The 14,488-nt window shown below is 45.5% G+C and carries 10 protein-coding genes; 8 read left to right on the top strand and 2 right to left on the bottom strand.

Annotated elements, in window-relative coordinates; translation table 11 throughout:
* Positions 1-2: 2 nt before the first annotated feature.
* The 4 genes from ACO1R6_RS18730 to ACO1R6_RS18715 all read left to right on the top strand — a co-directional run bounded on the left by ACO1R6_RS18730 (position 3) and on the right by ACO1R6_RS18715 (position 6,302).
* Positions 3-1,568 (top strand): RagB/SusD family nutrient uptake outer membrane protein, encoded by a 1,566-nt coding sequence (locus ACO1R6_RS18730; RefSeq protein ID WP_486266596.1) that lies wholly within the window; start codon positions 3-5, stop codon positions 1,566-1,568.
* 442 nt (positions 1,569-2,010) lie between these two features.
* Entirely contained in the window at positions 2,011-3,477 is a 1,467-nt protein-coding gene (locus ACO1R6_RS18725; protein ID WP_486266595.1) for a Gfo/Idh/MocA family protein, read from the top strand.
* 365 nt (positions 3,478-3,842) lie between these two features.
* Positions 3,843-5,588 (top strand): GMC family oxidoreductase, encoded by a 1,746-nt coding sequence (locus ACO1R6_RS18720; RefSeq protein WP_486266594.1) that lies wholly within the window; start codon positions 3,843-3,845, stop codon positions 5,586-5,588.
* An 18-nt stretch (positions 5,589-5,606) separates the two neighbouring features.
* Positions 5,607-6,302: a gluconate 2-dehydrogenase subunit 3 family protein gene (locus ACO1R6_RS18715; protein ID WP_486266593.1), complete on the top strand. Its 696-nt coding sequence runs from the start codon at positions 5,607-5,609 to the stop codon at positions 6,300-6,302.
* Positions 6,303-6,408: 106 nt separating this feature from the next.
* On the opposite strand, the gene ACO1R6_RS18710 is transcribed toward ACO1R6_RS18715, so the two are convergent.
* Complete coding sequence (locus ACO1R6_RS18710) at positions 6,409-7,287, bottom strand: universal stress protein (protein ID WP_486266592.1); 879 nt, start codon at positions 7,285-7,287, stop codon at positions 6,409-6,411.
* Between the two features lie 364 nt (positions 7,288-7,651).
* Between ACO1R6_RS18710 and ACO1R6_RS18705 the strand changes: the two genes are divergently transcribed.
* From ACO1R6_RS18705 to ACO1R6_RS18690, 4 genes are all read left to right on the top strand, one after another.
* Entirely contained in the window at positions 7,652-7,843 is a 192-nt protein-coding gene (locus tag ACO1R6_RS18705) for a cold-shock protein (RefSeq protein WP_486266590.1), read from the top strand.
* A gap of 111 nt (positions 7,844-7,954) precedes the next feature.
* A complete protein-coding gene (locus ACO1R6_RS18700; RefSeq protein ID WP_486266589.1) occupies positions 7,955-8,179 on the top strand; it encodes a hypothetical protein in 225 nt (74 codons plus the stop codon).
* Positions 8,180-8,438: 259 nt separating this feature from the next.
* Positions 8,439-9,308, top strand: coding sequence for a sugar phosphate isomerase/epimerase family protein (locus ACO1R6_RS18695; RefSeq protein WP_486266587.1), 870 nt, complete (start codon positions 8,439-8,441; stop codon positions 9,306-9,308).
* 244 nt (positions 9,309-9,552) lie between these two features.
* Entirely contained in the window at positions 9,553-13,515 is a 3,963-nt protein-coding gene (locus tag ACO1R6_RS18690) for a DUF7149 domain-containing protein (RefSeq protein ID WP_486266586.1), read from the top strand.
* A gap of 210 nt (positions 13,516-13,725) precedes the next feature.
* Here ACO1R6_RS18690 and ACO1R6_RS18685 read toward each other — a convergent pair.
* Positions 13,726-14,488, bottom strand: a 763-nt coding sequence (locus tag ACO1R6_RS18685) for a hypothetical protein (RefSeq protein WP_486266585.1), incomplete at its 5' end; no start/stop codon positions are given.

Raw genomic sequence — 14,488 nt, 5'->3', positions numbered from 1 at the left:
TCATGAAGATTTATAAATTAAGAAAATTAACCAAAGCGGTTCTGTGTGGGGTGCTCTTATTGGGAGCAGCCGGATGTAAAGATTTCCTGGACGAAGAACCGCCATCTAACCTTACCCCAGATAACTTTTATACCATTCCGGACCATGCCGAAGCTGCTTTAGCGGCCGTTTATGCCGATACCCGTCTGGTTTATGAGGGTTCTGGTATATTCTCGTCGACTTGGCAAATGTTGGAAGCGCCTACCGGCACGTCTACCACCGAAACCGGCCAGAACTCCGACCTGAACAACCTCTACGGCTTAATATATGATGGCAACACCGGCCACATAGCCAACTACTGGAATGGTTTGTACCGGCTTATTGCACAGGCTAATTTATTGCTGGACCGCGTACCGGCCATTACCCCTATGGATGAAGCCCAGAAAAAGAAAATCTTGGGTGAAGCCAAGTTTTTGCGGGCCTGGGCATACTTCCGGGCCGTACAGCTATGGGGCGATATTCCTTTAATTACTGCGCCCCAAAGTATTACTTCGCCCGATTTTTATCCATCGCGCGCGTCCAAAGAAGAAGTATATAACTTAATTGTAGCAGATTTAACTGAGGCGGAAGCAGCTGGCTTGCCCTGGATGGATGCCTCGGGCCGGGTTTCGCTGGCGGCTACCAAAGCGTTACTGGCTAAAGTGTACTTAACCATGGCGGGTTCTCCGCTGCAAAAAGGTGCATCGCATTACAAACTGGCCGCCGATAAAGCTTTTGAGGTAGTGTCGTACGCTAATGCCAATCCCGGTACTATCAATCTGTTTACTACTTATAAGGAGGTTCATAGTGAGAGTACCGAGAACCGCTTGGAGCACCTTTTTATGGTACAGTATAACAACCTGGTGGCCGGTAACCCCATGGAAAACATGTACCCCAACTTTAAACCGGTTACCTATGCAGGTCCGTCCGGTACCGGCAGTACCGTGCCTACTACTTCGTTTTATAACTCGTATGAACCAAATGATCTGCGGGCTAAAAACCAGGAAGGTTATTTTTATACCACTTATTACACCAATGGTACGGGAGCTGAATTTGCCTTAGGTGCGCCTTATATTTTCAAGCATTTTAATCAAACATCGGCCGGTGCGCCCAACATTACGCCTACGCGTAACAACAACCTGAACGTGCCGGTTATCCGGTACGCCGAAGTATTGCTGATTTATGCCGAAGCGCAAAACGAAGTAGGCGGTCCTACCCAGGAAGCTTACAATGCCTTTAAAAAAGTTCGCGACCGGGCCAAATTAAATACGCCGGATTTGGGAACGTACAACCAGGTTAGTTTCCGGGAAGCGGTGTGGCGGGAGCGCTGGCACGAACTGGCCTACGAGCAAATTACCTGGTTCGATATGGTGCGGCTACGGAAAGTATTTAACGAAACCACCCGGGGCTTTGATAATTTTGTGGGGCACGTAAATAAAAACTCCAACAAACCTTTAGAAGAGAAGCATTTATTATTTCCGTTACCAACCCCTGAGCGGCGCAACAATCCTAACCTGAATCCGCAGAACCCCGGCTATCCTGAATTTTAGGCAATATTTTATAAAAACCTGGTACCCATCGTGCCAGGTTTTTTATTCTTAGTCTTAACTAACCTGTCTTGGTTTTTTAGATTGCTTTACCTTAGTCCTTACCGGGTGTTATGCCCAAAGGCAGGTGAAAGAATATTCATAGAAGAAATCACCTAATGCTGGTACATTGTCGGGTTCATGTTTAAGCGCAACGGTAACTTGGAGCTAAAATAATTGCCAGTTTTCAACTTCCTTTCATCGGTAAATACCAGCTCAAAGCTGGCGCGAGCAGACGTGAATTATTCTAAAATATTCCATAGCCTGACGGTTATGATAATAACACTATCAAAGGCCGTTGCTAATTCAGTTGGGAAAGCGCTATATAAACTCAACCCGAAAAATATTAAAGCAGCAATTCTGTTAAATGCTGTTATTATTTATATCCAGGAAATAAAAAGTTAATATGCAGAAAGACTTTACAAATCAGGGAAAGCCGGTTCAGAATCGGCGCGATTTTATAAAAGCAGCGGCCGTAACGGCGGCCAGCTTTATGATTGTACCGCGCCATGTACTGGGCGGCAAAGGTTTTTTAGCGCCCAGCGACCGCCTGGTAATTGCGGCCGTGGGGGTAGGCGGCAAAGGCCGCTCCGATATTGATGCCTTTTATAAAAGCGGCAAAGCCGATATTGCTTATCTCTGCGATGTAGACGACCGGCAGGCCGCTATGTCGGTTCAGAATTTTCCGAAAGCCAAATATTACAAAGACTGGCGGGAAATGTTCGACAAAGAGGGAAAGAAGTTTGACGCAGTATCGGTATCTACGCCCGACCATACGCACGCAGTGGTAACCATGGCGGCCATGCAGTTGGGCAAGCACGTGTATGTGCAAAAGCCCATGGCACACGATATTTACGAAGCCCGCAAATTAACCGAAGCGGCTAAACGCTACAAAGTAGTAACCCAAATGGGCAACCAGGGCGCCTCTGGCGACGGCGTACGGCAATTGCACGAATGGTTTAATGCCGGCATTATTGGTGATGTAGAAACCGTTTACCTCTGGACCAACCGGCCCATCTGGCCACAGGGCGTGCCGTGGCCCAGTACCACAGCGCCGGTGCCAAAAGAATTAAATTGGGATTTATGGCTGGGCACCGCACCTTACAAAGAATACGTAGATAAAGTAGTGCCCAAAAGCTGGCGCGGCTGGTGGGATTACGGTACCGGTGCCCTCGGCGACTTGGGTTGCCACCTCATGGAGGCGCCTTTTAGAATATTGGATCTGAAATACGCCACCGATGTGCAGGCCAGTGTGGGTAGTGTTTTTGTAGATTGGGGCAAAAGGGGCACTTTCCCCGATAGTCCGCCGCCGTCCAGCCATGCCACGTTAACCTTTCCAAAAACGAGCAAAACCAAAGGCCCCCTAACCCTGCACTGGATGGATGGCGGCATAAAACCGGAGCGGCCCGAAGAACTTGGGCCAAATGAATTATTTGGCGATGGTAACAGCGGTATATTATTTGTGGGTACCAAAGGCAAAATGATGGCCAGCGAATACGCCGCTAACCCGCGGTTATTGCCGCTGTCGCGCATGCAGGAAGTACAGGTAAAACAAACCTATGCCCGGGTGCCCGGCAGTGCCGACGGCCATTACGCCCAGTGGGTAGAAGGTGCCATTGCCGGTTACGGCAAAAAAGAAATGAGCTCGCCGTTTGAAATGGCCGGCCCCTTAACCGAAGCTATTTTAATGGCCAACCTGGCCATACGGGGTGCCGATATGCCTAAACCCCGAACCAATGGCAATGGCTTTGATTACCCCGGCAGTAACCTCAAAATGCTGTGGGACAACCAGAACATGAAAGTAACCAATTTTGATGAGGTAAACCAGTTTGTAAAACGCACTTACCGTACGGGCTGGAGCCTGGGTGTATAACCCAGTATAAGTAATTGCGCAGGGGGGGCTATACCAAAATTACAACGGCTGCGTTATCCGGCTAGTATCAGAATATAACTTTTGCTCTATAAATATTATCATTTTAAGGTATTGTCGGATTTTTAAGTTCCTTAAATAGAAAAGCAGAAAAAAAATAGTATACTTAAACGGGCAATCTCTCTGGTAAAAGGTATTCTCCGGAAAATTACTCTCACCAAAACCTTCATCAGGTTAGGTGTTATGTTTTTTGACGGACCCGAAAGTTGGTACTTTGTTGATAACCAGGCGGGTATTGCCGGTAATATTATTCAGATAAATCAATTTATCCACCAGCAATAAGCACTCAAATAAATTAAACCACTAGTATGGCATTTCAGATTAAAAAGAAAGGCGAAGTTTACGATGTCGTAATTGTAGGTTCGGGTGCCGGCGGCGGCATGGCGGCCAAAATATTGGCCGAAGCGGGCGTAAAAGTAGCGTTGCTCGAAGCCGGCCCGGATTATGACCCTGCCAATCCCGAACAGCAAACCCAGTTAAAATGGCCTTACCAGTCGCCGCGGCGGGGCGCCAATACCACCCGGCCCTTCGGCGATTTTGATGCGGCTTACGGTGGCTGGGAAATAGAAGGCGAGCCCTATACCCGTAAAAACGGTACTCAGTTCGATTGGTTTCGTTCCCGGATGATGGGTGGCCGCACGAACCATTGGGGCCGGATTTCGCTCCGTTTTGGCCCGCACGATTTTAAACGCAAAAGCATGGATGGCCTCGGCGACGACTGGCCCATTTCTTACGACGATATAAAACCGTATTACGACCGCGTTGATAAGCTGGTGGGCGTGTTTGGCACCAACGAAGGCCTGGTAAACGATCCCGACGGGTATTTTCTGCCGCCGCCCAAACCACGTTTGCACGAGCTCATGATTAAAAAGGCGGCTACGGGCATCGGCATTCCGGTTATTCCGGCCCGTAAGTCTATGCTTACCCGGCCCATTAACAAAGACCGCGGCTCTTGTTTCTTCTGTGCCCAGTGCGGCCGCGGGTGTTCGGTCCACGCCGACTTTTCGGCCGGAACCTGCCTTGTAAAACCGGCCCGTAATACCGGCAACGTAACCTTGTACGTAAACGCCATGGCCCGCGAGGTACTTACCGATAAAGCCGGCAAAGCCACCGGTATTTTATTTACCGATAGAACTGATTTGCAGGAGTACCAGGTAAACGGTAAAGTAATTATGCTGGCTGCCAGCGCCTGCGAATCGGCGAGGCTTTTATTAAACTCAAAATCGGCGGCGCACCCCAACGGGCTGGCCAACAGCAGTGGCGTAGTGGGTAAATACCTGCACGATTCTACCGGTGCTTCCCGGAGTGCGTTTATTCCGCAACTCATGGACCGACCCCGTTACAACGAAGACGGTGTAGCCGGTATGCACGTGTATACGCCCTGGTGGCTCGAAAACAAAAAGCTGGATTTTGCCCGCGGCTACCACATAGAATATGGCGGCGGTATGGGTATGCCTAATTACGGTTTTGGCGGCGGTATAGAAAGCCTGAACGGCAAATATCCCGGTCCCGACGGAAAAATTAAACCGGCTGGCGGTTACGGCGCTTCGCTCAAAGACGATTACCGCCGTTTTTACGGGGCCTACGTGGGGTTTGCCGGCCGCGGCGAGTGTATTGCCCGCGAAGATAATTACTGCGAAATTGATCCCAACGTGGTAGATAAGTACGGCATACCGGTGCTGCGCTTTAACTACACCTGGAGCGAGCACGAAATAAAACAAGCCAAGCACATGCACGATACGTTCGAGAGCATTATCGAGGCGATGGGCGGGGTAGCCCTGGGGCAAAAGCCGGGAGCAGCCACCAATTTCGGGTTAGAGAATCCGGGCCGCATTATTCACGAGGTGGGTACCACCCGCATGGGCAACGACCCCAAACGCTCGGTACTAAATAAATTTTGCCAGGCGCACGAAGTAAACAACCTGTTTGTAGTAGACGGCGGGCCGTTTGTGTCGCAGGCTGATAAAAACCCGACCTGGACCATTATGGCCCTGGCCATGCGCTCATCGGAGTACCTGATAGACCAGGTTAAAAAACGCAATATTGTAGGTTAGGATAAGAGATAAAACAACATGGACAGAAGAGAATCCCTCAAAGCTTTGGTTATCGGGTCGTTAAGTACCGGCACGTTGCTGGTGGGCTGCGATACCAAAACCGACGAAAAAAGCACCCAGGCCGTAAAACGCGACGCCAAGTCGGATGCCTACGGCCGGACCGACGAAGAAAAAGAGCGCGATGCCCGCCTCCACGACGAAAAATTTTTTACCGAAGCCGAAATGGCCACCATTACCGTACTGGCCAATATTATTATACCCAAAGACAACCGCTCCGGGAGTGCTTCCGATGCCGGTGTACCCGAGTTTATTGAATTTATTGTAAAAGACCGGCCCGAACACCAGGTACCCATGCGGGGCGGTTTGCGCTGGCTCGATTTAAAAGCGCATAAATTATTTGGCAAAGCGTTTACCGATGCGGGCAAAGATCAGCAAATACAATTAGTAGAATTAATTGCTTACCCCGAGCAAGCAGCTCCCGAAAATACCCAGGGCGTGGCGTTTTTTAACCAGATGCGCAACTTAACGGCCGCCGGCTTTTTCTCGAGCAAAATTGGTATTGAAGATATTGGCTACAAAGGCAATACCCCCAACGCTTGGGACGGCGTGCCCGACGAAGTGTTAAAAAAATACAACCTGGCTTACGACCAGAAAACCCTGGCCGAGTGCCTCAAAAACGAAGAGCGCGGCCAAATCATGACCTGGGAGAGCTAACCGGTTAGCCTGCGGCCAATACCAGCCTTTAAAACTATCAGGCTAAAGGCTGGTATTGGTGCCGGGTTAATCTGTAAACAGTATTTTAGGCGAAATGGTAGCCTTTTTAACAATCAGCTTGCTTAGGTGCAGCTGTAACTAAGTTTGGGTTGTCGCCTAAATTCAGGAGTTTACCGGCTTTGGGCAAAGACAACATCGGGAGGCTTAGGTTTTGAATGAGGCGGCCGGTTATACTATTATGAAACAGGCTTTCCCACCAGGTGCGGGGCAAAATGGTAAAAGCGAGTAAAGTTGCCGGATGCTGCTGCACATATTTTTCGAGGCCGGCGGCAACATCCCGGCTGGCAACCTGCACAAAATCAAATTTCTCGTCCGGATAACACCGGCACAAATCATTCTTAATTTCCTCGTCGCTAACCAGATCCGGCTGGGTTTCGCTTTTAACATGCAGCACCGATAAAGAAGCCCCAAAAAGGGCTTTTACCTGTAAAATCTGGCGCATGGGTACTTCTTCAAAATTTTCGAAATCAGAAGCATAAATAATATTTTTTATGGGGCCAAAGGTAGCGCCGCCCGGAATAGCCAACACGGGGCAACGGCTTTGCCGGATAATGGTTTCGGTGGTTGTGCCAAAAAACTTTTTCAGCATATTGTCGCCGCCCGTAGTACCCATTACCACCAGGGCCACGTCCTGTTCTCCGATTATCTGGCAAAGTTCGCCCACAATATTGCCTTCTCTCAACAAAGTATTTAGTTCAACCGCCGTAGGGGCCTCTACGTTGGCCAGGAAATTATCCATTTCCTGTTGCGCTTCCTGTTTAAATTCCTGGCTGGCCCATTCCGGATCGCCGGTAAAACCCAGGGCTACCTGGTAAATGTGGCAAACCAAAACATTAGACTTTGTTTTTTGTGCCACATCCAGGGCATAACGAAGCGCATTAACGGCCGGAACAGAAAAATCGGTAGGAACTAAAATCGTTTTCATAAGGCTGAAGTTTAAGAGAAATAAAACGGAATAGATACATGCAGCAGGCTGCTTTTTTATTTATTCCAAATACATTAACGGTTAAACAGCCGGCAATTGATAGAACGGTATGGCTGCCAGGTAAAAGTAGTTTACGGCAGAAGGCTTAAAAATGATAAAAACCAGCTTTATAAATGATTAAGATTCTTTAGGATATACAAGTTATAAAGCAACATTTAGCGTAAGCAGATATTTTTATATCTATATTTTTTGCATCTTTTAGCCTCACTTTTAAGGTATTGTAAATTTTTTAGCTTACATTGTAAAAAATTATTGAACGAATATGCCGGTTACAATGTAGTAGGTGTATCATTAACAAATCAAAATGAATAAAGGAACAGTAAAATTCTTTAACGAAACCAAAGGATTTGGTTTTATTAAAGATGCAAATTCAGATCAGGATTACTTTGTACACGTATCAGGACTGAAAGACGACATCAGAGAAAACGACGAAGTAACTTTTGACCTGCAAGAAGGGAAAAAAGGACTAAACGCAGTTAACGTTAAACGTGCTTAGTTTTTACTTATAGCGTACTTAAAGGAGCCTTGCCCCCAGCAAGGCTTTTTTATTTTGCCTCTTCTGGTAAAAAATTTAAACCTTGTTTCAATAAATTAAAAACCGAATAAGATGAACCGAAAATACTTAGTAGATACCACTACCAAAGAATATCTGTGTGTAGCCCTTAAAAAAGGCCAGGATTGGGTGCCCAATAACCAAAAAGCACTGCCCGGTTTTATGGAAACACGCACAAACCAAAACGAAGAAAACTTCGAACTAATTTCCGGCGAATACAACGACAATTCTTTTTTCGAGAAATGGATCCGGAACGGTACGAACTTTATGTTCCGGTAGTTTAAACAAGTATTAAAGCTGAAACGGCTTTTGGCGGTGGTGGGTGATTAAACGTACTGCCCGGCAAAATAGCCCTGTTAATTAAGCTAATAAGAAAAGCCCTTGTAACGTGTTTACAAGGGTTTTTTGTTTTCTGGTTAAAAAGTGCTTTTAGCAGCTCCCCAGTACCACTTACTTAGGCGGCTTAAATATGGGGTGCACGTACCAATTGCAAAAAAAAATACTTTATATTTGGTATTCCCAACTAAACCAAATATTTATGCGCCTGCCTGTTTACTTGTTGCTCTTTTTAACCAGTTTCTTCGGGGCCTTAACTACCCGGGCGCAAAAGCTGCCGGTGCTGGGTATTGTGGATTCCATTGAAAAAGATAGCCTGATCGCTGCCGCCGGGTTTACTTTGCTCGGCGAACCCATGGAGAAAATGCTGTCGCCAAGTTTAACCGAAACGCAATTTGCAGCTAACCTCAAAAAAATAAAGCAAGCCAAAACCAAACTGTATTTGTGTAATGTGCTTTTTCCGGGCTCTATAAAAATTGCCGGCCCCGCGGTAAACCCGCAAAAAGTATTAACCCACCTCGACCAGGTGGCCAGCCGGGCCAAAAAGGCGGGCGTACCGGTACTGGTGCTGGGCAGTGGCGGCTCCCGGCGCTTACCCGAGGGGTACGACAACGAAAAAGCAAAAAACGAATTTGTTTTATTGTGCCGCCAAATGGCCCAGGTAGCCCAAAAGCATAAAATCATGATTGCCTTTGAGAGCCTCAACAGCACCGAAACCAATTTTATCAATACCCTCCGGGAAGCCGCCGAAGTGGTAAAAAAAGTAAACCACCCCAGCTTCCGGCTCAATGCCGATATTTACCACATGATGAAAGAAAATGAGCCCCCGCAGCATATTCTGGATGCCGGTAAAATTATTGCGCACGTAGAAATAGCCGAAAAAGAAAAGCGCTCTTTGCCGGGCGTTACCGGCGACGATTACCGGCCGTATTTCCGGGCCTTAAAAGCCATCAACTACCAGGGCCCTATTGTGATTGAAGCCTTTATCGATAAATCGGACCAGGAAATACCCCAGGCGCATAAATACCTCACCCAACAACTCCGGGAAGTATACAACACTAAAAAGCCTTAATAATTTTAGTTGCCCTTGCGGTGTCTTAGGATTGGTAAATAAGATTCTCTTAATAAGTATAAATCCCTTGTAGCTTTGGTTGCAAGGGATTTTTGTTTGGCGGGTAGCAGCTAAAAGTAAACCCTCTGGCAAATAGCCCTAAAAACCGCTAAAAACATACTTACTTTTAGGTATTTTTTAGTTCGTGCAAACAAGAGATGATTTATTTTTTCTATATTAATGCTTTAGAATATTAGCATCCCGCATGACACCTGCCCAGCCGCAAACAGTTAAACAAAGTCTGAACAAAGCTTACCGATTAATCAAACCCAAACGCGCCAGCATGGAAGCGTTTAAGGCCAACTTAATTCATTTACTCCAGGGCATCGACGAAAAAGAAAGCGAAGAAAACGTGAAAATCCAGCTCATGGATTTTCTCAAAAATACCTTTTACCACCCCGATTATTTAGTAGCTACCAAAGGTAAAACCGATTTAGTTATTCATACGGGCAAAGAAGCTAAAACCCCGGCGGGCGTGTTGGTAGAAGTAAAACGGCCGACGAATAAAGGCGACATGGTGAGTAAAACCAACCTGAATGCCAAGGCCCTGCACGAACTCATGTTGTATTATCTGCGCGAACGCCTCGACGGCCACAACACCGATATGCGCCAACTGGTAATAACCAATATTTACGAGTGGTTTATTTTTGATGCCCAGGATTTTGAACGGCTGTTCGGCAAAAGTACCCAGCTCAAAAAAGACTACGAAGCCTGGAAAACTGGCCAGAAAGTAAGCCCCAACACCGACCATTTTTACAAAGAAATTGCCCGGCCTTTCCTGGACAACCTGCCCGAAGAACTGCCCTTTACCTACTTCAACATAAAGGATTTTGAAAAGGCGTTGCGCAATAAAGACCAGCAAGACGATAACCAACTCATTGGCCTCTACAAAATATTAAGCCCGGTGCATTTGCTTAAGTTGCCGTTCTCCAACGACAGCAACTCCCTGGACAAAGGCTTTTACAGTGAACTCCTGCACCTCATTGGCCTGGAAGAAGTAAAAGAAGGCAATAAAAAACTGATTCAGCGCAAAGCCCCGGCGCGGCGGCAAGCCGGCTCGCTTTTAGAAAATGCCATCCTGACCATTGAATCCGAAGATAGGCTGCGCAAGCTAAACCCGCCCTCGGCATACGGCAGCACCGAAGAAGAGCGGCTGTTTACCGTAGCCCTGGAGTTGTGCATTACCTGGGTAAACCGTATTTTGTTTTTAAAACTGCTGGAGGCCCAGCTCATTAAATACCACCGCGGCAGTGCGCACTATAAATTCCTGAACTACGCCACCATTCCGCAGTACGACGAGCTGAACAAGCTGTTTTTCCAGGTGCTGGCCCGCCGACCCGCCAGCCGCACCGGCGCCATCCAGCAGAAGTACGGGCACGTGCCTTACCTCAACAGTTCTTTGTTTGAACCCACCGACCTGGAAGACGATATTATTCGGGTAAACAGCTTGGATGATATGGTGGAACTGGATTTGCACCCCAACACCGTGCTGCGCGACGCCAAAAATAAACCCGTAGCCGCCAGCCTGAACGCCCTGGAATATTTGCTCCGCTTTTTAGATGCCTACGATTTTGCCTCCGAAGGCCGCGAAGAAATACAGGAAGAAAGCAAAACCCTAATTAACGCCGCTGTGCTGGGCTTAATATTCGAAAAAATAAACGGCTACAAAGACGGCTCTATTTATACGCCCGGTTTTATTACCATGTACATGTGCCGCCAAGCCATAAGGCTGGCTGTGCTGCAGAAGTTTAACGACACCTATAACTGGCAGGCCGAAACGCTGGATGACCTTAAAAATTACCTCGCCGACCACCGCAGCACCGCCAAAATACTGGAGTTTAATGCCCTGCTCAACAGCCTGCACCTCTGCGACCCGGCCGTAGGCTCCGGCCACTTCCTGGTATCGGCGCTAAACGAAATTATTGCCATAAAAGCCGAACTCAAACTGCTCGCCGACCACAAAGGCGTGCGCCTGGCCAACCACGAAGTAAGCATTGAAAACGACGAGCTGATTATTACAAACCAGGACACCCAGGATATTTTTGAATACACCGTAAGCCCCGCCGCGCCCGGCAAACCGTTTTACGTGGCGCCCGAAACCCAGCGCGTGCAGCAAACCCTCTTCCACGAAAAGCAGACCATTATCGAGAACTGCTTGTTTGGCGTAGATATTAACCCCAACTCGGTTAAAATTTGCCGCCTCCGCCTCTGGATTGAGCTCCTCAAAAACGCCTACTATATCCTGGAACCCACTAACCAAGCAGCCAAAACCGTAACCTCCGGAAAAGCCGAAAACTCCCCCTTCGAAGGGGGCAGGGGGATGTCTAACAAAAGCCCCGTTTGCTACGCCGACACTCCCGATGTGCGCCCGGAGTTTGCCCAAACTAATACCGAACAGTCCCCCTTGGGAGGGGGTTGGGGGAGGACAAACGAACCCGAATTGCAAACCCTGCCCAACATCGATATTAACATAAAGCAAGGCAACTCGCTGCTCAGCCGCTTTGCCCTCGATACCGATTTAAAAGAAGCCCTGAAGGGTACTAAATACACGGTGGCCCAGTACCGCAGCTTTGTGCAGGAGTACAAAACCAGCCACAACAAAGACCGCAAGCGCGAACTCGAAACCATTATTAACGGCATTAAAGCCGATTTCCGGACGGAGATTTACCGCAACGACCCCAAAGTAAAACGCCTGCAAAAACTAAGCGGCGAGCTGCAGGTGCTTACCACCCAAACCAGCATATTTGAGCCCAGCGCCAAAGAGAAAAAAGCCCGCAAGCAGCAGCAGCAAAAACTGGAAGCCGATATTGCCGTACTCAGCGCCGGCATCGAAGAAATAAAAAGCAATGCCATTTACCGCAATGCCTTCGAGTGGCGCTTCGAGTTCCCGGAAGTGCTGGACAACGACGGTAATTTTGCCGGCTTTGATGTGGTGATTGGGAATCCGCCTTGGGGTGCAGAAATGGATAATAGTTCTCTGCAAATAATCAAAAATCAGAACTTCGATATTATTATACGAATGATTGATTCCTTTATGTTTTTCATAAATAAATCATTCGCTTTAAAAAAATCAATAGGTTTAATTTCCATGATTATTCCTGATGTTATTTTATATCAGGTTGATAACAAGGCGTTAAGAAATAAAATTTTAACTGATGGGCAATTACTAGAAGTAATAAATTTAGGAGACAATATTTTCCAAGATGTTGCTAGAGCGTCTGCTATCCTTTTAATCGGCTCTAGTAAAACCAATAAAACATTAGCTGGAAAATACAGAAAGAAAAACTTAGATTCTATTAATGATATAAATTTTCAGATTGTTGAAACTGATTTATTTAAAAGTTTACCTTATTATTTATTTGCTACCGAAAACATAAGCGGCTATAATTTATTAAGAAGATTAAGCCAAGCAAAATTAGAAGACTATTTAGATGAAAGTGGTATACAAAGAGGTGTTAGTCCAGATTTTAAAGATGCTTTTGTTGTAGATGAGGAGATAGTGAATATTAATAATTTAGAAAAAGAAAAAATCAAAGTAACGGTTACTGGTGGAGTTGATGTAAAAAAATATATAGCTGGTAATAAATCGAAAAGAATAATCTACACTTCAGCAAAAGATAAGCCTGAAGAAATCCCCTTTATTATTGAATATTTAAAACCATTCGAAAAGAAAATTACTTGTAAAGAGGTCAAAGAAGGTAAGCATCCTTTTTATTCATTACATCGAGTAAGAGAAGAAAAAATATTTACTAAAGCCAGTAAGATAATTGGAGTAATTACTGGAGATAGAATAATTACTGCAATAGATGAAGAACAAATTTATCCAACTGATGGATTGTATGTTTTGTGTGGTGATGAATCGGTTAATAATAAATTTTTAGTAGCGCTACTTAATTCGAAGTTTATCACCTATTTATATAGATTATTTTCATTGGAAGAAGGCAGAGTATTAGCTCAAATTAAGCCAAGTATTCTGACTGAAATTCCAGTTCCAACAATTTCTCAGGCACAACAACTACCTTTTATTAATAAGGTTGACCAAATTTTGGCTGCAAAACACGTGAACTTACAAGCCGATACTACTGCACTGGAAAAGCAAATAGATGAACTGGTTTACCAACTTTATGAGCTCACGGAGGAGGAAATTGCCATTGTGGAGGGGGAATAATTATTACCTATTTCTTTAACATAAAGTAATGAAAGGAATATCAAATAAACTTTATGGAATTATTAATTCACAATAGGTTTGTGATTTAATTTTTCTATTGAGCAAGGAACTTGAATATCGTTTTTTAACAAGTTTCTCGCTCAATAGACAATAGTGAACTGCTTTTGAGGTTACTTAAGGTTAAATGCGTAGCATTTGTAAATGTTTGGCTTACCTTAGGCTATTACTTTCTACAAATAGTATGCGGTCGAACCCCCAATAATCGAAAAGGCAAAATAACATACTGCGTAACTCTACACTTGCACCACCGTGATGTTTAAAATCCTTATTCATAGCTAATTGTTCAAGTTCTTTAGCTACGATAAAAAGACTTTTAGATACGTCATTTTTAGAAAAATATTCACCGAGAATAGCCGAATTTAATCTTGCTAATTGGCTTTCAACATTAGCCTTAACTTGACGGGCTATAACAGCACCATCTTTGGCATTCTGTTCAACTAGGCCCATTGCGACATTTAATATTTTTTTAATTCCTAAACTGCCCTTTGCTCCATAAGTAAAACCTTCTTTAATAATTTTACTCCGTTCTGCTGTATCATGAAATGAAATTTCCTTCATACAATAATCAATGGCAATTGCTATATATGAACAGACAAGATAAAGGCAGCGTAAAGCTAATTCGCGATGGTTTTCCTTAATAATAGACTGCTCTGCAAAAAATTTCGCATGCATCATCCATTCGTTACAGCTGTCGAAAGAAAGAGGAGAAGACAAGAGGCTCTTACAGTGTTTAATACGACCTTTCCAATCCCCATCCAATTTATTTAAGGAGTATTCACTAATTTTTGAATAAAAATCTTCGTCAGAAATTCGTTCTTTCATTCCTTCGTCCGATGCAGAAGATAATTTGTGCAGAAAATGACCATCCAACACTACTATTCCTAATTCCCTACCAAAGTCTTTAACCTCTTGT

The sequence above is a fragment of the Adhaeribacter sp. genome (genome assembly GCF_057359045.1).
Note: the sequence above shows the minus strand (reverse complement) of the source record. Positions and strands in the feature narration are given on the sequence as shown.